Raw genomic sequence first — 20,477 nt, 5'->3', positions numbered from 1 at the left:
TCCATCGTCCCTACTATTATTTATTAATCGATGCGTAATACTGAATACAAACTATAATAATTCACAATTGTACGGAGCGATTGAATTTAAATGGTTTATGTAACCCAACGAAGGGGGGGATAAATAATAATTACAAGCAGTAACAGAATTGTTTACCAAAGCCATTGAAAAAAATTGTACAGTGTCCCCTTAGAAAAATACGTGTTATCAGGGAATATACATTAGTGTTGACTTTTTGTCAACAGTAGAATTATGTTGTCAAAAGTGTTTATTCAATATTATAAATGCCCATTTTAACTTGAATGCTGTATTGACATATAGCTCATTTGAATCATTTATATACGTCTATAGTGACTTTAAGTGTGTTGGCTGTAAGTAACTCTCATTGAATTACACAAAGTTTTTCAACCTGTTTTTATAAGGCAGGCGTATAGAAAAATGCTTATCAATCCTCTTAACATACTGTACATCTATTTGTAAAAGAGCATGTGAGTTTATTGATCACTCTACCTTTCTGGCACTAAGACATTTTTCTACACTTCACAGCCCCTGTTAATCATTTGCCTTCACTAAAAAAATGCTGAAAAAGCAAGCACCAAAATAATGACTCCACTCAAGATCGTTCCAAATTGACCTAATGTAAATGAACCAATTCGGACATCTGCTAATTTGTATCCTAGCCTAACGCCTACCCAAACGCTTATGAAGCTGCCAATTGCAGCTGTTAAGGAAATGGCAAGCGGTGAAAATCCAAGTAATCCTGCACCTAAGCCATTCGTCAATGCATTGGCTGATAATGCAATACCTAGAATCACAGCCTCCCCCCAACCAATTTCACCAGACTGATCGCAATCGGCTACTTCAGGGTTTTTAAGAATGTTTTTTATACTTTTGGACTGTTTATTCGGCTCAGAAACTACCGCCGATGCTCCTTTATTACGTGGTGTCGCCAATAGTATGATTCGAACACCAATAATAACTAATAAAAGCGCTCCTATAATGACAGGGAACATACCTGGCAGGATATTTGAAAGCCACATTCCAAATGTAATTCCCGCTATACTCATGAGAAAACAAATCACAGCTATCAAAAAGTTTGCACCTAACCCTACTCGAATCTTTCGAATACCATAAGAAATTCCTACTCCTAAATTATCTATACTTGATGAAACGGCAAATGCCATAATGATTAGCCAAGGCATAGTAAAAACACCCCTTATTTTTTTTACATTATATTGTTTATATTGACAAAAATTGCCTGTACGATTTAAAACTGTTGATAAAAAATCAACAGTTGGTAAAACCCATAAAGGAGTGAATATCATTGATAAAAGAAGAGATGCAAAATCTTGGTACCTTAATTACAACATTGTTAAAGGCACGTTCACTTTCTATATAATAAATAAGTAACAGAAGGACGACCGTCATAGGCCGTCCTTCTTTAAATTAAAGCTGATTATTAAATGAAGATTACTGACTATAAGCCCATGTTTAAGGTGAATTGGTTTCATTCTCTTGGTTCGTCCAGATAATAAAAAAAGGAGCTGCTGATTGGCTCCTGGGATTTAAGTTATGTATCCGTAATATTACTTATTGAGGTTAATCTCAGCAATGTCCACCATGCTCATGATGGTACAGGTATCCATCATATCCACACCGTAGCCATAATTTCCAACGATTTGTCTATCCATTTTATCTCCCCCCTAAATTGCTTCAAAATTAGGGTATGTGTCCATGGTCCATGAGGAGTAGACATTTGCCTATTTGTAACTGTAAGCTTGGTTGATATTTTATTTGAAGGATTATCATAACCTCTCATTGTAACAAGGGATTACGAGAGTTTTATGATAAGAAGCGTGAAGAAGGAAAGCCCTTTAAAGTAGCTGTGATAGCATGTGCCAATAAACGATTACATTGGATTTATGCACTTTTCAAAAGCAAATCATATTTCCAGGATCTAGCCTAGTCATAAACTATAACTAAACAGTCCAAACTTTTTCAAACACAGCACCTTGGAATGTTATTTGGCATACACAAATTTAGTATAAACGACTTGAAGAAATCCAACAGGCATTTGAAAATAGAAAAGAACGTCCGTTTATATCAAAGGTATCAAGTGATTCTTCTTCATTTACAGGGTCATATGAATCGTGAAATTGCCAAGAGTGTAAACCTTAACGAGAATACAATCAGTACCTATATTAAAAAGTACCAGAAACTTGACATCGATGGTTTAAACCTAGGTTATTCTCCTGGTGCACCTCGTCGTTTGACATACGAGCAAGAGGCGCAGGTGAAGGAAATTGTCTTAAATCAAACGCCTGTAGAAGTCGGGCTAAAAACCGATATGAATTGGACCAGTCCATTATTACGCGAATTTGATGTTCGTTATTGGGATCGTGGTGTACTTCCCCTTCTCCATCGCTTGGGATTTAGCCACACGCGTCCAACCTACACGCTAGCGAAAGCAGATCCAATCAAGCAGGAGGCTTTTCGAGATACATTTCGTGACCTAAAAAAAAACTAGAAAATGGCGAAATTGATACCATTCTCTTTCAAGATGAATCAACGATCCGGGATTATCTGGCCATCGGGTATACCTGGTTTCCGAAAGGGCAACAGCGTAAAATTCCCACATTCGGCCAACATCAAAGCGTGAAATTGTTAGGAGTACTAGATTATGAAACAGGTTCTCTTTTTGTATGCAGGATCGATTGTTTGACGCCCAAACCTTCCTTTGCTTTCTAGAAAACATTTTAAGGGAGTACCCTACAGGAAAAATCGTGAAGGTGTTGGATAACGCCCGCATTCATCACGCCAAACTGATTCAACCTTTTTTAGACGAGCCTGGCGCTTCTCTTTTTACCGCCTTACAGTCTGAATCTAAGCCTGATTGAAGGCCTATGGAAGTGGTTAAAAACGTCTGTGGTTTACAATGTATTTTATGAGTCTGTACAGGACATTCGTAAAAATGTTCAAGCCTTTATTGCAGAGATGAACGAGACCCCTAAAAAGGTCATTGATCGACTGTGCGTGAAACTATAAATTGTTTAATGCGTTTCATATAGTAAGCACTTTTCAAGTAATTTAGATTGGATTAGTTGGCATTAAAAGTGATTTAACTATACTTTCTATTCCTAATATTGTAAATATCATTCCACTTTAAAAATTTGGCATCTAAACAGATTCATTTAGAAACTGAAACTTCATTTCAACAAAAAAGACGTCCCCCTTAAATATGGAAGAATCGTCTTTTTTCCCCTAAAAAATCTTCTGGCGATCTCTTTCATCTTTTAGTATTTCTACCGCTTCTCTAAACCGCTGGGAATGAACGATTTCTCTTTCTCGCAAATAACGTAAGGAGTCATTTAAATCTGTATCATCAGACATATCAATGATCCATTGATAGGTGGCTCTTGCCTTCTCTTCAGCTGCTATATCCTCATAGAGATCCGCAATCGGGTCTCCTTTTGCTTGAAAATATGTAGCGGAGAAAGGAGCTCCTGCTGCGTTATTGTAGAATAGCGCGCTATCATGTTGGACATAATGCTCACCAAGACCTGCTTCCTTTAATGCTTGAGGTTTCGCGTCCTTCGTTAGTTTATAAATCATCGTTGCAATCATTTCCAGATGGGCAAATTCCTCTGTACCAATATCTGTTAACAGTCCAATGACTTTATCAGGAATCGTATACCGCTGATTTAAGTAGCGGAGGGCAGCAGCAAGCTCACCATCTGCCCCGCCATATTGCTCCACTAAATACTTAGCCAGCGTTGGATTACACGTACTTACTTTCACTGGATATTGCAGTTTTTTTTCATAAATCCACACGATTTCCTCACCTCTCTGTGGAAAAGGGGCGGGGCCTTCCACGATCAGCTCCGCACCGCCACCTTCATTAGGTAATGCAATTTTAGTACTTGAACTTTTTCCATCGTAGAACTTTGAAACAAATGCTTATATATGTTTTCTGCTTAAACTTGCCATGGCCAAAGTCCGCTCCATGCCCAGTAATCCTGCTGATGATTCACACTTCCTTTCTGTAAAGGACCAAAGGACTCTTCGAATTTCTGTTTAATTTGTTTGCTGTACAAGGCAAAGTGATTATATTGTTGAATCGCATTCTGATCAGTGGGATGTGTATCTAGGTATAGCACCAATTCATCAATGACAAAATCGATGGCTTGAATCTCCTCTAATTGCTGATAATACTCAATCGGCATCGTATTAGCCATGACCGCTATCTCCTCCCCGCTTATAAGGATTGTCATAATAATCGTAGAAGACCTTCCATAGCGTCCCCTTTCTCAATGCCTCTTGCGGTGTGAACTGTTCAAGATTTGGTGGTTGAAAACCTAAATACAAATTAGGTGGCGTACTGTAATACTTTTCTCCGATTGGCGGACAAGGATCGAATAAACCGCGAAAAGGAACATACGATTTTATCGGCGTAAACCTCTCTCGTTGTTGATCCATTTCTACACCTCACATTATTTTCTCTATTGAATATATGCGCTGTAGGAAAAAGATATCCCGCTAAAAACAAATGGAGAGATGAATGGCAGGAAATGGCGCACTATTGAGAGGAGCCAAGAACCTCACTATTTTCTAAGCAATTTGGCTACAAAACTACATCACTACTTCGTTTCCCCTTTTCGAAGCGCTCGTCTGTAGTATAATAAGCAAAGCTTAGCTTTAGGAGGTTTTTGATTTGAATCAAACAAAGCCGTTTATGTATGCTATGGACAATAAACGATATCATACTTGGAATTATCATTTGCGAAAGCATTTTGGTCATAAAGTTTTTAAAGTAGCACTTGATGGCGGTTTTGACTGCCCAAACCGTGATGGTACAGTTGCATATGGCGGTTGCACATTTTGTAGTGCAGCGGGTTCAGGTGATTTCGCCGGAGATCGGGTTGAGCCGCTCGATGTTCAATTTAAGAAAATCAGTGGAAAAATGCATCAAAAATGGAAAGATGGCAAATACATGGCCTATTTCCAGGCTTATACGAACACCCACGCCCCAGTTAGTGAATTACGAGAAAAATACGAAAGCGTGCTGAATCAGGAGGGTGTCGTCGGATTATCCATCGCGACGAGACCTGATTGCCTTCCTGATGATGTTGTCGACTATTTAGCCGAGCTGAACGAACGAACCTATTTATGGGTCGAGCTTGGGCTACAAACTGTCCATGAACGAACAGCGTTACTTATTAACCGAGCTCATGATTACAAAATGTATCAAGAGGGCGTCGCTAAGCTTAGAAAACATGGGATTCGCGTTTGTTCGCACATCATTAACGGACTACCACTTGAAAGCTATGACATGATGATGGAAACAGCTCGCGAAGTAGCGAAATTGGACGTTCAAGGCATCAAGATACACTTACTTCATCTACTTAAAGGAACGCCAATGGTCAAACAATATGAAAAAGGGATGCTCGAATTTTTAACACAAGAAGATTATGTGAACCTTGTTGTCGATCAGTTGGAGATACTCCCTCCGGAAATGATCGTTCACAGAATTACTGGTGACGGTCCGATCGATTTGATGATTGGGCCAATGTGGAGCGTGAATAAATGGGATGTATTAAACTCGATTGATGCAGAGCTAAAACGCCGGGATAGCTGGCAAGGGAAACTTTATCAAATAATTGAAAAGGAATGAAGTATTTTGGATTTGACCCGTAAATCCTAAATTCGACGCATAATGGGGGTTTATCACCTGTTAAGAGTGGGATAAATTTTACTATGATATGGAAGTGAAAAACGGTGAAACTTATGAAGATTCTTCCCTTCGCTCGGTTTCTGCTTCAGACGGCACTTGAACCAGGAGATATTGTAATCGATGGGACTTGTGGCAACGGACATGATACAGCTTTTCTGGCTAATATCGTTGGTAAAACCGGACATGTGTACGGATTCGATATTCAAAAGGAAGCGATTGTGAATACGACTGAGAAATTACGAGAAGAAGATCTACTGCAACAGTGTACGCTTATTCAAACAGGGCATGAGCATGTAAAAGCATATGTGTCAGAGCAACAGTATGGCCAAATTAAAGCTGCTATCTTTAATTTGGGGTATCTTCCAGGTGGCGACAAATCAATTGTCACCGCTGCCGAGTCGACCATTGCTGCGATTGAACAACTACTTGAAATCATGGCACCTAAAGGAGTCATCGTCCTAGTTATCTATCACGGACACATAGGCGGAGCGATTGAACGAGACGCCGTACTAGATTATGCCACGTCGCTTCCCCAGGACAAAGCTCATGTTCTACAATACGGATTCATCAATCAGGTGAATCAGCCGCCGTTTATTGTTGCGATTGAAAAAATAAAGTAATATCTTAAAGGATGAGAGTCCCCCTAAAGTGCCAGACCCTACACTCTAATATTGTGTAAGGTCTGGCACTTTATTTATGGGTGATTTCCATATTTCTGAAACTTCCATCACCCGCCATCGTATATAAAAAATAATACCAAAAGGAGAGATCAACATGTATGAAGCACCTGGTGACATTATATTTCGAATCGGACCAATTTTATTTATAGTTGCTTTTGCTATTATTTTTGGAATTATAATTTTTGCAGTGATTAAGGGGATTTCGACTTGGAGCAGCAATAACGATGCCCCTAAATTAACGGTCCGAGCTAAGGTTGTTACAAAAAGAACAAGCATACATGGTGGAGGAGAAACGCGCGCATATAATCATTACTACATCACATTTGAAGTTGATAGTGGAGATCGAATGGAATTCCATGTGAAGGACCTTGAATATGGTCAGCTGATAGAGGGCGACATTGGTGATTTACAATTTCAGGGCACAAGGTATCTTGGGTTTACACGAATCAGGTAAAACTAGATGGATGGGATCAGTACAAACGGGATAAAAAACGAGGTTGGCTCGATTAAAACCAACCTCGTTTACATCTTATTCTGGTAACTCTTCATAAGCAAGTTTCTTTATGATTTGCTCATGGCTAGGGTATTCTTCGAGTAACTCACGCTGCGTAAATAACTCGAAATCTCGATAATCAAACCCAGGGGAAACCATGCAACTTACTAGTGAATAATCTGCAGTCTCAGCTACGTCTGACCCAAATATAGCTCCCTTTGGAACAACGGCTTGCAAAACTTCCCCCTGTTCCACATTAAGACCAAGCCTCACTATTTCGTACTCTCCATTTGGATGGATGATATGTATATTCAAGGGATCTCCAGTATGAAAATACCATATTTCATCAGACTTCAAGCGATGAAAATGAGAAGGGTTTCCACTACGGAGTAAGAAATAAATGCTTGTATAATACGGTCTTTTTGTAGTATGTTCAGTAACCAGTTCTCCCTCTGCCATGAGCATTTCTTTAAAATACCCTCCTTCTTTATGAGGGGTCATTGCTAAGTTTTCGATCCAATATTCTGCGTTTTTCATAGTTACTCAAACTCCTAATTCTTTGTATTTTTCCAAAACAAACAAGACAAGGAGGTTATCCCAAATGGTCTGACCTCACATTCGAAATATCGTTTAATAGGTCATGTATGCATCAGATAAACGATGTTTAGGCACCTATTCTTTTTCCATAGATTAAAGGACATATCCAAGCGTCTTTAATCTGGTTTCCACAAAACCTAGCGCATATTGAAATACATCATCGCGCTCCGGTTCATTAAATATTTCATGATATAAATGCGGCCATTCTTTGTATTGTTTTTCATTGCAAAGATTATAATTAAACCATTCACGAACTGGGCGTTTATCGACGACTCGGTCATCGCCGCCCTGCATGAGCAAAAGCGGAATATCCTGAAAGTCAGGGATATCTTCAAAGGCTTCTTTCATGTTTTTCGTAAGTTCGCGGTACCATCTGACCGAAACTTTCGTCACGTATAACGAATCGTTTAAGTCTGACTCCCTTACTTCCTCATTTCTAGTGGCAAGCTCAGGTGATAAGCCAGATTCCACTCGGAAGGTCGGATACGTAACATTCAACCCTAACGAAATTGCAGTCATTAGCTTGGATGGGTGTTTAACTAAACCTAAACAAGGGGAAGAAAGAATGACCCCCGCCAAATCCACTTCATCCTGCTGAAGTAATCTAATCGCGATTAATCCGCCCATACTATGTCCGAGTAAAAAAACAGGCAGTGAATATTGATACGCTTCCTCAATCCAGCTTTTTACTTCTATTAAATATTGATCAAAGGATTCAATATGTCCTCTAAATGCACGGGTTGTCATACCCTGTCCTGGAAGATCTCCCATAATCACATGGTAACCGGCGGACCGCCACATTTGCGATAGCCATTTATAACGCCCGTGATGCTCCATGGCACCATGAACGATGACGATGACTCCTTTTGGGGTAACGTCTGCCTCCCATTTCCACATATGAAAATCTCCTCCTACTATATCTCTAGTTGCTAAATCTTCATTCACACTTTGCTATTCTTTATTTTATCCCGGATCAACAGACTATCATACCTTCATCTTAAATTAAATGTACGAACAATTATCAAGTCTTCTGGCATGATCATTGAACCTTATTATAACGAAATATCGCATATTATTGTATAGTAAAAATAATACCTAAAAAACATCTAAACGGAAAGGATATGGTTCAAAGATGATTCTTTACGCTTATAAAGGAAAAAAGCCGGAAATATCAGCCAGTGCCTACCTCGCCGATAACGCTGTTGTAACGGGCGATGTAAAAATCGGTGAAGAGTCAACCATCTGGTTCAATTCTGTGATTCGCGGCGACGTAGCGCCAACGATCATTGGAAACAAAGTAAATATTCAAGACAACAGCGTTCTTCACCAAAGCCCGAACAACCCGCTTATCATTGAAGATGAAGTCACAGTCGGTCATCAAGTCACGCTACATAGCTGCAAAATCCACAAAGGAGCACTCATTGGGATGGGATCAATTATTCTAGATGAAGCGGAAATCGGCGAAGGAGCTTTCATCGGTGCTGGTAGTCTCGTGCCCCAAGGGAAAGTGATTCCACCAAATACACTCGCTTTCGGACGTCCCGCCAAAGTCGTCCGTGAGCTGAACGATGCAGATCGGGAAGACATGAAACGCATCGTCCGTGAATATGCTGAAAAAGGACGGTACTACAAGAATGAGAAGCGGATTGAAGAATAAAGTGAAACTTCAATCAGTGAGGGGGTCTTCATCCCCCACTGATTGTTAGTCCCGTTCTACTGTCGCTAGATCTTCGCTTTCGCTTCGATCAAACGACAGTACGAACCCGATTGGTTCAACTAAACCGCTGAAGAGCATAGCGGTAAGTTTCACTGTATCTCACCAATCGGGCTTTTACGGGCAGTTATCCCCCACCTACGCTTCCTCGACTCCTCTAAGCCTTGAGGTCAGGGTTTTACTGCCCGTTAATGCGGGATAAAAAATCTTATTTCAACGACTCTAAGCACTGGAGTCGTTTTTATTTTATATTCATATCCAAGCAAAGTTACTTCTCTAGAATTAGTCTATGGTCCAACAGCTCTCGAGGTTCTCCTTCCCATTTACTCACCGCTTCTCCTGATTTACCCACCAATCTCAGGAATTGTGTTTCAGATTTCCCACACAAAAAAAGAAATCCACAATGTGGATTCCTCTTTTTACTATTATTGAGCTTGTTCTTTCAATGTTGCTGCTTTATCTGTACGTTCCCAAGGAAGATCAACGTCTGTACGGCCGAAATGTCCGTATGCTGCCGTTTGCTTGTAAATTGGGCGGCGCAGGTCAAGCATTTTGATAATACCAGCAGGACGAAGGTCGAAGTTAGCACGAACTAAGTCTACTAATACATCTTCAGATACTGTTCCTGTTCCGAATGTATCGATCGCAATTGACACTGGTTTCGCTACACCGATTGCATAAGCCAATTGAACTTCTGCTTTATCAGCAAGACCAGCTGCTACGATGTTTTTCGCAACATAACGAGCGGCATAGGCTGCAGAGCGGTCCACCTTCGTTGCATCCTTACCTGAGAATGCGCCACCACCGTGACGAGCGTAACCGCCGTATGTGTCAACGATAATCTTACGTCCTGTAAGACCCGCATCTCCTTGAGGTCCACCAATAACGAAGCGGCCTGTTGGATTAATGAAGTACTTTGTTTCAGCATCGATCAAGTCAGCTGGAACAACCGCTTTAATCACGTGTTCTTTCAGGTCAGCTTGAATTTGCTCTAGCGTAGTGTCTTCGTCATGCTGTGTAGAGATAACAATTGTATCAACACGAGCCGGTTGATTGTTCTCATCATATTCGATCGTTACTTGCGTTTTTCCATCTGGGCGCAAGTAAGCTAATGTGCCGTCTTTACGAACAGCAGTCAAACGGTGGGAAAGTTTATGCGCCAATGAAATCGGAAGTGGCATAAGCTCTTCTGTTTCATTACAAGCAAATCCGAACATTAAACCTTGGTCCCCTGCACCGATTGCTTCGATTTCAGCATCGCTCATCGTACCTTCACGCGATTCAAGTGCTTGATCAACACCTAAAGCGATATCTGCTGATTGCTCATCAATTGAACTTAAAACAGCGCATGTCTCAGCATCAAAGCCGAATTTCGCACGAGTGTAGCCAATCCCAGCAATAGTATCGCGAACAATACGCGGAATGTCTACATATGCGGAAGTTGTGATTTCACCAGCTACTAGTACAAGACCAGTAGTTACCGAAGTTTCACACGCAACACGCGCGTTTGCATCCTTTTCCAGGATAGCATCTAAAATTGAATCTGAAATCTGATCACAAATCTTATCCGGATGGCCTTCTGTAACAGACTCAGAAGTAAAAAGACGACGTTTTGTTGACATCTTAATTCCTCCTAATTATTGAAATTATGTGTTAGGTACGCAAACGGAGGCTTTTACCCCATCCATCTCATCCACCTTTTTTGTTTTGACGGAGCTCGTTCCCTTATCGGTTTCTATAATAGATGCAGATCTTCTCAGCGTTGTTCATCAGTGTTCCCGAAAAACATAAAAACCTTCCCCGTCATTGAGGAAAGGTTTATTGACTGAATCTATCCTTTCACTCTTATCGTTCAAGGGTTTTTTACCTTGCTCAGGTTAGCACCAACGCCAAAATTATTAAAAGACAATTACTTTTATCTGCAATCAATCTTTCGCAAACTTTCTACACTTCGGCAGGTTGCTGGGTTTCTTAGGGCCTGTCCCTCCACCAACTCGGGATAAGAGAATCCGTACAATTTAAAATAATAACGTACTACAAGGAATAGTGTCAAGATTTTTTTCCTTAATAATAGTTTCATTATAGGTTGATTGATTCTATGAATATCGTCTATCTCTTGAATAAAATACCTATTTCAGAAAAAAATGTGTTAAATACTATAATTAGTATAGACTAATAAAGTCAATGTGTTATACTATTTCTATAAATAAGGGTGAAGGAAGGTATCTCATATATGAATACTGTGGGCATTTCAAATGAGTTACATCAATTATTAGCTGGATCAAATGTAAACGTACAGCTTTCTGTTCCTCAATTAGTTGAGAAAGTTCTTAAACGAAATGAAGGAGTTCTTACATCAACGGGCGCAGTTCGTGCAGAAACAGGCAAATATACAGGACGCTCTCCTAAAGATAAATATATAGTGGAAGAATTAGTGTTCAAAGACAAAATCGACTGGAGTCCGGTGAATCAACCTATTTCTGAAGATACTTTTGCAAACCTTTACAATAAAGTAATAAACTATCTAAAACAAAAAGAAGAGATTTTTGTATTCAAAGGATTTGCTGGTGCAGATGTACAGCACCGACTTCCCATTCAGGTTATCAACGAGTATGCTTGGCACAACTTGTTCGCCCATCAATTGTTTGTGCGTCCGACTGATGAAGATTTACTCGGTCACCAAGCAGAATTTACGGTCATTTCCGCTCCTAACTTCAAAGCGGACCCTGCAGTAGATGGAACGAAATCAGAAACGTTCATCATCATTTCATTTGAACGACGTACCGTATTAATCGGTGGAACTGAATATGCTGGAGAAATGAAGAAATCGATTTTCTCCGTCATGAATTACGTGCTCCCCGAAGCAGGAGTTCTTCCGATGCACTGTTCAGCAAACGTCGGCAGAGAGGGTGATGTTGCTTTGTTCTTTGGTTTGTCTGGGACAGGTAAAACCACTTTATCCGCTGACCCAAGCCGGAAATTAATTGGTGACGACGAGCACGGCTGGTCGTCTAGCGGCGTTTTCAACGTCGAAGGCGGTTGTTATGCCAAAACCATCAATCTTTCACGCGAAAAAGAACCGCAAATTTTCGACGCCATTCGCTTTGGTGCTGTGTTGGAAAATGTAGTTGTGAATCCAGACACACGTGTAGCTGATTATGACGATGCTACATTAACGGAAAATACACGTGCCGCTTACCAGCTACAAGGAATCGGTAATATCGTTAATCCGAGTGTTGCTGGTCACCCGAATACTATCATTTTCTTAACGGCAGATGCCTCTGGCGTGTTGCCTCCAATCTCGAAGCTTTCGAAAGAACAAGCCATGTACCATTTCTTAAGTGGCTACACAAGTAAATTGGCTGGAACAGAACGGGGTGTTACAACACCAGAAGCAACATTCTCAACATGCTTCGGATCGCCATTCCTACCATTACCAGCGACACACTATGCCGAAATGCTCGGCAAAAAAATCGATGAGAACAACTCTAGAGTCTTCCTAGTAAACACAGGATGGACAGGCGGAGAATATGGGACAGGAAGCCGAATGAAGCTCGCTTACACGCGCGCGATGATTCAAGCTGCCCTTGAAGGCGAATTGAATCACATCGAAACCGTTCACGACGATATCTTCGGTCTTGAAATCCCCCTTCATATATCAGGGGTTCCAGACGAAGTCCTTCAACCAATTAAAACTTGGTCAAACCAAGCAGCCTACACAGAAAAAGCAACCGAACTTGCCGAGAAATTCAAAGTCAATTTCAAAAAATTCTCCAACGTTTCTGATACGATCAAGAATCTTGGCGGGCCGACTATTTGACTTTGATATAAAGTGAAACTTCAATCAGTGGGGGTTTTCTTCATCCCCACTGATTGTTAGTCCCGTTCTAGTGTTGCTAAATCTTCGATAAAGCGACACTACGAACCCGATTCAATGAATCACAGACTAATCAACGTCTGTGTGACCCACAATCCTGTGGGCTCAACTAAACCGCTGAAAGAACACAGCGGTAAATTTCACTGTATCTCACCAATCGGGCTTTTACGGGCAGTTGTCCCCCACCTATACGCTTCTTCGATTCCCTCTAAGCCTTGAGGTGGGGGTCTTACTGCCCGTTAATGCGGGATAAAATTGAAAGACTAAACACGCTTGGATTTATAAATCTAAGCGTGTTTAGTCTTTCAATTCCACCACCACAATTTCAACAAGGATATACCAAAATCCCATTCCGATTAGTTGAATGCATACACCAAGTAAGTTCTTAATTTTGTTCTAGGCTAGTTAGTAGGCTTTATTCATTTCCAATTAATTAGCATAAGCAAAAGAAGGACGATCATCATTCCTAGGCCTCCCCCTACAAACAAAACATCGAGATAAACTCCCCTCTTTTTCCTTTTATTAATAATTGAATATATAATCTCATTTTTAGTTAATTTTTATTTTTAGTTAATTTTTATTATTTCTAAACATATAATTCAACAAGGAAATCTTTAGAGATTTCCTAAACTTTAAGGAGGGGTAATTATGAAAACAAGAAGTACCTTAAATGCATTAATCGGTGTCTGGTTTATTATCGCACCTTGGGTTTTTGATTTTTCAGATCAAACAGGAGCTTTGTGGTTAAGTGTAGTTTTCGGAATCATTCAGATTATCGCAGCATGGTGGGGGTATGACAAACCTGGTTGGAATTCGTGGCAAAACTGGGTTTCAGTAATTACGGGCGTCTGGTTTGTCATTTTCCCATATATCTACTCAATAGCAAATGAAGCGGTTTGGTCAAGCGTGATTCTTGGTTTATTCACGATTCTATTTAGCTTATGGAACTTGGGATCCAATTCAAACTCCAAAGCTGTAGACTAAATAGTATCCAATAACCATCAACATTTTCATACCTTTTCTATAAGCAGAAAAAACTACGGTTTGAACATTCCATAGTTTTTTCTGCTTAAATTTGTATACTATTTGCATGTGTTCTTATTCAGATTCAACTTGAAAAATACAATAATCGATAACATTTTCTACTGTCTGCAACGGTTAATCGATGGCTCACATATAGGTGGATAATTTTGCATATTCTTTTCATTGACCAAAGAACCCGTTCATTGAATCCTTTTAACTAGGTTTCTAAATACTGGGGAATTTTACTCATTTAATCTCTCATTCCTTGAATTGTTTCCGTATCTTAGAATTTTTAATAGATCCCTCTCGTATGAGTAAATATATCCAATTTTAAGGCCAGAGATCCGATTGATCTCTGGCCCTCGTACTTCTATAGAAAATCTGTGCATTATTATCCTTCATATACTTTAGCTGTCTCTTTATCTTTAACTGGTTTTGGAGACGTTGTTCTTTTAAGAAAGATGGATAGAATAAATGCAACAACAGCGATTCCTGTAGATACTAAGAACGAATCATTAATCCCCGAAATCGTCGCTTCCATTGCAATATGTTGTTGCAGTTCCACGAGCGCTTCACCGGTAGGCATCGTTGTTAATTTCGACATCGCAGCTGCCATCATATCTTCTACATGTATCGATGTACGATTAGACATAATGGTTACAAGTAGACTAGCGCCAATCGCTCCAGATACTTGTTGAATCGTACTGTTCATCGCCGTACCATGCGGGATTAAAACAGGTGGAAGTTGATTTAAACCGTTTGTCATAATCGGCATCATCACCATGGAAATACCAAACATGCGAACGGAATAAAGTACCACTAGATGTGTGTACCCAGTTGAATCTGTTAATTGACTAAATAAGTAGGTTGTCACAATGATAATCGCTAAACCGACAAAGGCCAATAGTTTCGGACCAAATTTATCAAAGATTTTCCCCGTAATTGGCATCATAATCCCCATAATTAATGCCCCTGGCAACATGAGTAAACCAGAATCCATCGCAGAGATCCCCCGAATGTTTTGAAGATAAATGGGCATAAGTAGCATAGCTGAGAACATAGCCATATTTAATGTCACCGAAATGATAGAGGATAGAGCAAACATTGGATGTTTGTATACTCTAAAGTCAAGCATTGGTACATCTAGTTTGAATTGACGAACGACTAACCCGATCAATGCAAGTACACCAACAATAATTGTTAAATATACACTTGGTGCATCCCAACCTGTATTACCAGCTGAACTAAATCCGTATAAAATCCCACCGAATCCTAGAGCTGATAATACGACTGATAAGGCATCGATTGTATCATTACTTTTTTCTTTTTGATCGCGTAATTTAAAGAAGCCTAAAAACCACACGATAACCATAAGTGGGACCATCATAAAGAATAATACGGACCAATTATAGTGTTGGATGACCCAGCCAGATAGTGTTGGTCCAATAGCAGGTGCAAAAATCATTACGATCCCGAACATCCCCATTGCAGAACCACGTTTTTCAGGTGGAAATGATGTATAGAGTACGTTCATTAATAAAGGCATAATTAATGCTGCCCCTGAAGCTTGTGTCATGCGTCCTACAAGTAACACTGAAAAGCTCGGCGCAAATCCACTAATTAATGTACCAATTGTAAATAATGCCATAGCGATTAAGAATAGTCGTCTCGCCGTATATTTTTTAATTAAAAATGCTGTTGTCGGAATTAAGATCCCGTTTACTAGCATATAACCTGTTGACAACCATTGTACGGTTGAAGCACTGACATCAAATTCCTTCATAATGGATGGTAGTGCGACATTTAGTAACGTATTACTTAATAAGGCTACGAAAGCACCTGTCATTAAAATGGCCAGTATGCCATATGAGGGTTTCATTTGTTTCTCTGACATATAAAGTATTCTCCTCCTTTTAATCCTCCTATACCAACGGTCCAATATTGTACCGATGGTTCCATAGGACTCATACTATCATCTACAGAATAAACAATCAAGAAAAAAATAAACCATGAGTATAAAATTATACTTATGGTTTATTCATGGTATAATGTTAGTAAATAATGGAGCTGACTTACCTTGAAAGGAGGACAAATAGTGAATAAGAATAAAAGAAATGTCATAGATAAAGCATATGAATTATTTATTGAACAAGGGTATCATGCTACATCCATTCAAGATATTTTGAACCATAGCGGGATTTCGAAGGGGTCTTTTTATAATTATTTTACTTCTAAAGGTGAATTGTTTAAAGCGGTGTTCAATCTGATACAAGATAACACGAAATTAGAAAGAGATAAACTTCTCATTGGCGAAGACATTACAGACAAGGACATTTTTATTAAGCAAGTCAGTTTTATGATGGAGCTTAGCTGGGAAAATAAAATTATTCAACTCATTGAGGATGTGTTCGTATCCAATGACCCAGAGCTCATTATATTCATAAAGCAGTCGAGATATTTCTTTTTAAATTGGATATATGAACGTTTTTTAAATATTTTCCCGAAAAGCCAAGAAAGATATATGGTGGATTGTGCGGTGCTTTATAGTGGGATGTTGAAAAATATGATGCATACAAGTAAAGTTCTAAACAGAATGATATCCATACAGCAAATGGCTAAATATTGTTTGGATCGTGTAATGACGATTCTAGATGATATTAGCAGCAAGGACATTCATTTATTCGTACGAGAAAATATGAATCAACTACATCCACAATCAAATCACAATAATTTTTTCAACAATGAATTATCTATTGCAACATTGAATATAAAAAAGGTGATAGAGAAGCAATTGGAACCGAATGATCCGAAATTAACTACGTATTTAAATTTGTTATATTTTATACAAGAAGAAACCATGAATAAGAAAGAGGAATCTAAACAATTTTTAATTGAAAGTGCATTAACAACATTGAAAACAGGGAGTGAATTTAATTACACAAATGAATTTATAACGTACGAGCAAATTTTAGCAAATATGAAGTATTACCCAATCGCATAGAAAATTCTTTATAATCAGAATTCTAGACCCAATCAAATGATGAGTGATTTTAAGAGGATAATTGCGGAACAATCCAAAATTTCAAATTTGGTTGAATTAATTAAAACGCTCACCTTAAACGAGAACAACTTTAGTCTTTCTTGTACAATCGGGGAAACGAAAGGATCTTACATAGTAACGCGTTCCACTTTCCATGGCTAATATTTAGGAGGACTAATATGAAAGCATATGAAATTATGAATCGTCATGTTTACAAGGTCTTCGAAAGCGATACCATTCGTTCCGTCATCAAGAAATTTATTGAGTACCACATAAGCGGGCTTCCAGTCATCAATGACAGAAATGAAATCATCGCTTATATAAGTGATGGTGATATTATGAGACATATTGGCAAGCATAAGGATATCATTGTAGGCTCCTTCTATTATATGAACGTGTTAAAAGGAGACGATGAGGAATTTGAGGCAAGGGCAAAGAAAATACTTGATTTAAACGTATTGAATATTGCCAAGAAAAAGGTTATCACAGTTGAATATCATGAAGATATTGAAAATATTGCAGCCATTTTAGGAAAAAAACGAATAAAAAAATTACCAGTCGTGCGTAATGGGGTATTGGCTGGAATCATTAGCCGCGGGGATGTCATCCGTCACTCTTTTCAGACAATCCTTTAAAGTTTTCAATATAAACAATAAGGACACAGCATAATTTCATCATGAAAAACAAAACCCAGGAATTCTATTCCTTGGGTTTTGCATTACTTCCCCCCTTCTCTTTTTATGAAGGGATTCGTTACATACATTTCTCTAAAATTTCCACTCGATTTCCCCAAGGGTCTTCGATATAAATTCTGTTTACCCCTGGATAATCTGTGTCGACTATAAAAGGAATGTTATTTTCAGCCAAATGAATTTTCAAAGCCTCTATATTCTTTACCTCGAACGCTGGATGAGCTTTTTTGGCAGGAGAAAACGGTTCTTCGATGCCAATATGAAGGTGATAGTTTCCAAATCCGAACCACACGCCACCTCGTATTTTCATTGGTTCCGGTTGTTCGATTTCTTCAAATCCTAAAATTCCTACAAAAAACTTTCTTGCTACTTCCTCCGAACCTGGTGGTGCGGCTAATTGAACATGGTGAATGCCTGTAAAGCTAAAAGACATCATTTTCTCCTCCTTAACCTTCTAGTTACACTCCAATTATATTCCATTATGAAAATTTTTTACTTAGACAAACAATAAGAGCAGCTAAATCTACTTACTTTCTACGCCAAAAAAAGAGGCACTTTGCCTCTTTTCAATTACACATACTGTTACGCCCACCACATATCGCCTGAAGAATCACGAATCAAAACGTCATTTAAGTTTTTTACTGCACGCGAGAAGCCTTCTTCAATGGACATGATCGCATCTTCATGTTCAATGCTAACAACGTAATCATAGTTATATGTACGAAGTGCACTCATCATATCTGACCATTCCTGCATGCTGTGGCCACAGCCGACACTTCGGAACGTCCATGCTCGTGATTGTACGTTTCCGTATGGCTGCATATCTGTCAATCCGTACATATTGACATTGTCTTGATCGATGTACGTATCTTTTGCATGAAAATGGTGAATGGCACCAGCTTTACCAAGGATTTTTATCGCAGCAACTGGATCAATTCCTTGCCACCACATATGACTAGGGTCTAAGTTCGCACCGATTGCATCACATGTTGCTTCACGTAGTTTTAGCATCGTATATGGCGTGTGAACAAGGAAGCCACCGTGCAATTCAAGACCAATTTTCACATGATGTTGTGTAGCCAGTTCACCGATTTCTTTCCAATATGGAATCAATTTGTTTTCCCATTGCCATGTTAACACATCCCCATATTCCGCAGGCCAAGGAACGACGGGCCAGTTCGGCTGTTTTGCTTCGTCGCTGTCACCAGCAGTACCAGAAAAAGCGTTAACGACTGGAACCTGAAGAAGAGACGCTAGTTTAATCGTTTTACGTAAAACAGTATCCGACTCTTCGGCAAAGGCTTTGTCTGGTGTGAGTGGATTGCCATGACAGCTAAATGCACTGATCGTTAAACCGCGTGATGTGACAGCTTCTAAATAGTCATTTCGCTTCTGCTCATTTTCTAAAAGCTCATCAAGTGGGCAATGGGCATTCCCTGGATAGCAGCCTGTACCGATTTCAACTGCATCAAGCCCTGAAGCTTTCACGTGATCAAGCATTTCCTCAAATGATTTATTTGCAAATAATACAGTAAATACGCCTAATTTCATTTCAATTACACTCCCTGTTCCAATGAAATAATTTTTTTTGTTTCCTGTGACTCAAGTGCCGCTAGAATAACCTTTAGTGATTTCAAACCTTCTTCACCCGTGATGAGTGGTTCTTTATTTTCCAAAATGCACTCAACAAAATGGTCGATGACATGAGAATTTATCTGGCCACCATCTTCATTCGTTTGAATTTTATCAAGCTTATGATGAATCACTTTGCCATCCCGATATTCTTCAATTAACGAATAGTCTGGATCAGCTTCTAAACGTAAGGTTCCATTTTCTCCGTAGATAACTGTAGAATTGTCATCGCCAGACACATATGCCCAGCTTGCTGTAAGAGTACCGATAATCCCACTTTCTGTTCGTAAAATACAGACGGCATTGTCATCCACTTCTGTATTCTTCTTCGCAGTCGTTTCAATAAATGCGCCTACTTCTGTAAACTCTCCCAGTAAATAACGCATTAAATCTGATTTGTGGACGCCAAGGTCACCCATTGCTCCGATAAAAGCCTGTTCTTTGTTAAAGAACCAGCTATCTGCACCATCCACACTCCATGCCTCTGGACCTGGATGACCAAATGTTGTTTTAAAACTGTGAATCTTCCCGAGCTTGCCGCTGTCAATAATTTGTTTGGCCGTTTGATGGGAAGCTACAAAACGTTGGTTATGTGCGATCATCAGCGTTTTTTCATTTATATTCGCAGCATTAATCATCGCAACTGCTTCGTTCTTTGACGTTGCCATCGGCTTTTCACAAAGCACGTGTTTTCCCGCATTCAACGCATCAATGGAAACAGGTGCATGTAAATAGTTAGGTAGACAGACGCTGATTGCATCGATTTCTTCCAGCTTCAATACCTCTTTATAGTCGGTAAATGCTTTAGCACTGTATTGCGTGGCCATTTTTTCACAACGATCTGCGACAATGTCACAAACCGCGACGATTTCTACCTTTTTATTAGCATAATACTCTGGTAAATGACGAAATTTCGCTATACTTCCACAGCCGATAACACCTACTTTTAACGTACTCATCAACTAATCCTCCTAGCTTTTCTCGTTATTAACCAATTT

The 20,477-nt window shown here is 39.4% G+C and carries 19 protein-coding genes, 2 pseudogenes and 1 riboswitch; of the genes and pseudogenes, 10 read left to right on the top strand and 11 right to left on the bottom strand.

Features of this window, described 5'->3' with window-relative positions:
- Nucleotides 1-569: 569 nt before the first annotated feature.
- Nucleotides 570-1,202, bottom strand: a complete 633-nt coding sequence (ytaF, locus tag ACIQZI_RS00430; RefSeq protein WP_403067991.1) for a sporulation membrane protein YtaF — start codon at nt 1,200-1,202, stop codon at nt 570-572.
- Between the two features lie 620 nt (nt 1,203-1,822).
- Here ytaF and ACIQZI_RS24260 point away from each other — a divergent pair.
- A pseudogene (locus ACIQZI_RS24260) lies at nt 1,823-1,966 on the top strand (IS110 family transposase); the annotation flags it as partial.
- Nucleotides 1,967-2,017: 51 nt separating this feature from the next.
- A pseudogene (locus ACIQZI_RS00425) lies at nt 2,018-3,045 on the top strand (IS630 family transposase).
- 216 nt (nt 3,046-3,261) lie between these two features.
- Here ACIQZI_RS00425 and ACIQZI_RS00420 read toward each other — a convergent pair.
- The 3 genes from ACIQZI_RS00420 to ACIQZI_RS00410 all read right to left on the bottom strand — a co-directional run bounded on the left by ACIQZI_RS00420 (nt 3,262) and on the right by ACIQZI_RS00410 (nt 4,476).
- Nucleotides 3,262-3,831, bottom strand: coding sequence for a manganese catalase family protein (locus ACIQZI_RS00420; protein WP_403067988.1), 570 nt, complete (start codon nt 3,829-3,831; stop codon nt 3,262-3,264).
- A gap of 143 nt (nt 3,832-3,974) precedes the next feature.
- Complete coding sequence (locus ACIQZI_RS00415; RefSeq protein ID WP_403067985.1) at nt 3,975-4,235, bottom strand: spore coat protein CotJB; 261 nt, start codon at nt 4,233-4,235, stop codon at nt 3,975-3,977.
- Complete coding sequence (locus ACIQZI_RS00410) at nt 4,228-4,476, bottom strand: spore coat associated protein CotJA (protein ID WP_403067982.1); 249 nt, start codon at nt 4,474-4,476, stop codon at nt 4,228-4,230. Before ACIQZI_RS00410 ends, ACIQZI_RS00415 begins: the two co-directional genes overlap by 8 nt.
- A 235-nt stretch (nt 4,477-4,711) precedes the next feature.
- Here ACIQZI_RS00410 and mnmL point away from each other — a divergent pair, with 235 nt between their 5' ends.
- From mnmL to ACIQZI_RS00395, 3 genes are all read left to right on the top strand, one after another.
- Nucleotides 4,712-5,671: a tRNA modification radical SAM protein MnmL/YtqA gene (gene mnmL / locus ACIQZI_RS00405; RefSeq protein ID WP_062175786.1), complete on the top strand. Its 960-nt coding sequence runs from the start codon at nt 4,712-4,714 to the stop codon at nt 5,669-5,671.
- A gap of 104 nt (nt 5,672-5,775) precedes the next feature.
- On the top strand, nt 5,776-6,351 hold the full coding sequence (gene mnmM, locus ACIQZI_RS00400; protein WP_403067977.1) for a tRNA 5-(aminomethyl)-2-thiouridylate-methyltransferase MnmM: 576 nt from the start codon (nt 5,776-5,778) through the stop codon (nt 6,349-6,351).
- Between the two features lie 154 nt (nt 6,352-6,505).
- A complete protein-coding gene (locus ACIQZI_RS00395) occupies nt 6,506-6,865 on the top strand; it encodes a DUF2500 domain-containing protein (protein WP_403067974.1) in 360 nt (119 codons plus the stop codon).
- 75 nt (nt 6,866-6,940) lie between these two features.
- Here ACIQZI_RS00395 and ACIQZI_RS00390 read toward each other — a convergent pair whose 3' ends face one another.
- Both ACIQZI_RS00390 and ACIQZI_RS00385 read right to left on the bottom strand, forming a co-directional pair.
- Entirely contained in the window at nt 6,941-7,441 is a 501-nt protein-coding gene (locus tag ACIQZI_RS00390; RefSeq protein WP_403067971.1) for a cupin domain-containing protein, read from the bottom strand.
- 153 nt (nt 7,442-7,594) lie between these two features.
- A complete protein-coding gene (locus tag ACIQZI_RS00385; RefSeq protein WP_403067968.1) occupies nt 7,595-8,398 on the bottom strand; it encodes an alpha/beta hydrolase in 804 nt (267 codons plus the stop codon).
- A gap of 238 nt (nt 8,399-8,636) precedes the next feature.
- Here ACIQZI_RS00385 and ACIQZI_RS00380 point away from each other — a divergent pair, with 238 nt between their 5' ends.
- A complete protein-coding gene (locus ACIQZI_RS00380) occupies nt 8,637-9,158 on the top strand; it encodes a gamma carbonic anhydrase (RefSeq protein ID WP_403071907.1) in 522 nt (173 codons plus the stop codon).
- A gap of 482 nt (nt 9,159-9,640) precedes the next feature.
- Here ACIQZI_RS00380 and metK read toward each other — a convergent pair whose 3' ends face one another.
- Nucleotides 9,641-10,837 (bottom strand): methionine adenosyltransferase, encoded by a 1,197-nt coding sequence (gene metK / locus ACIQZI_RS00375; RefSeq protein ID WP_403067964.1) that lies wholly within the window; start codon nt 10,835-10,837, stop codon nt 9,641-9,643.
- Nucleotides 10,838-11,057: 220 nt separating this feature from the next.
- A riboswitch (SAM riboswitch) is annotated at nt 11,058-11,221 on the bottom strand.
- A 227-nt stretch (nt 11,222-11,448) separates the two neighbouring features.
- Between metK and pckA the strand changes: the two genes are divergently transcribed.
- Entirely contained in the window at nt 11,449-13,035 is a 1,587-nt protein-coding gene (pckA, locus tag ACIQZI_RS00370) for a phosphoenolpyruvate carboxykinase (ATP) (RefSeq protein WP_403067961.1), read from the top strand.
- 705 nt (nt 13,036-13,740) lie between these two features.
- Nucleotides 13,741-14,076: an SPW repeat protein gene (locus ACIQZI_RS00365; protein ID WP_403067958.1), complete on the top strand. Its 336-nt coding sequence runs from the start codon at nt 13,741-13,743 to the stop codon at nt 14,074-14,076.
- Nucleotides 14,077-14,506: 430 nt separating this feature from the next.
- Here ACIQZI_RS00365 and ACIQZI_RS00360 read toward each other — a convergent pair whose 3' ends face one another.
- A complete protein-coding gene (locus tag ACIQZI_RS00360; protein WP_403067955.1) occupies nt 14,507-16,009 on the bottom strand; it encodes a DHA2 family efflux MFS transporter permease subunit in 1,503 nt (500 codons plus the stop codon).
- Nucleotides 16,010-16,210: 201 nt separating this feature from the next.
- Here ACIQZI_RS00360 and ACIQZI_RS00355 point away from each other — a divergent pair, with 201 nt between their 5' ends.
- Both ACIQZI_RS00355 and ACIQZI_RS00350 read left to right on the top strand, forming a co-directional pair.
- Nucleotides 16,211-17,116, top strand: a complete 906-nt coding sequence (locus ACIQZI_RS00355) for a TetR/AcrR family transcriptional regulator (RefSeq protein ID WP_403067953.1) — start codon at nt 16,211-16,213, stop codon at nt 17,114-17,116.
- 218 nt (nt 17,117-17,334) lie between these two features.
- The gene (locus tag ACIQZI_RS00350; protein WP_403067950.1) at nt 17,335-17,790 is read left to right on the top strand and encodes a CBS domain-containing protein; all 456 of its coding nucleotides are present in this window, start codon (nt 17,335-17,337) and stop codon (nt 17,788-17,790) included.
- Nucleotides 17,791-17,908: 118 nt separating this feature from the next.
- On the opposite strand, the gene ACIQZI_RS00345 is transcribed toward ACIQZI_RS00350, so the two are convergent.
- The 3 genes from ACIQZI_RS00345 to ACIQZI_RS00335 form a co-directional block, all read right to left on the bottom strand.
- On the bottom strand, nt 17,909-18,280 hold the full coding sequence (locus tag ACIQZI_RS00345) for a VOC family protein (protein WP_403071904.1): 372 nt from the start codon (nt 18,278-18,280) through the stop codon (nt 17,909-17,911).
- Between the two features lie 149 nt (nt 18,281-18,429).
- Nucleotides 18,430-19,398 (bottom strand): sugar phosphate isomerase/epimerase family protein, encoded by a 969-nt coding sequence (locus tag ACIQZI_RS00340; RefSeq protein WP_062175765.1) that lies wholly within the window; start codon nt 19,396-19,398, stop codon nt 18,430-18,432.
- 5 nt (nt 19,399-19,403) lie between these two features.
- The gene (locus ACIQZI_RS00335; protein WP_403067946.1) at nt 19,404-20,438 is read right to left on the bottom strand and encodes a Gfo/Idh/MocA family protein; all 1,035 of its coding nucleotides are present in this window, start codon (nt 20,436-20,438) and stop codon (nt 19,404-19,406) included.
- Nucleotides 20,439-20,477 lie beyond the last annotated feature (39 nt).

This window comes from Peribacillus sp. NPDC096379 (genome assembly GCF_044762875.1).
Taxonomy (GTDB): Bacteria; Bacillota; Bacilli; order Bacillales; family DSM-1321; genus Peribacillus.
Note: the sequence above shows the minus strand (reverse complement) of the source record. Positions and strands in the feature narration are given on the sequence as shown.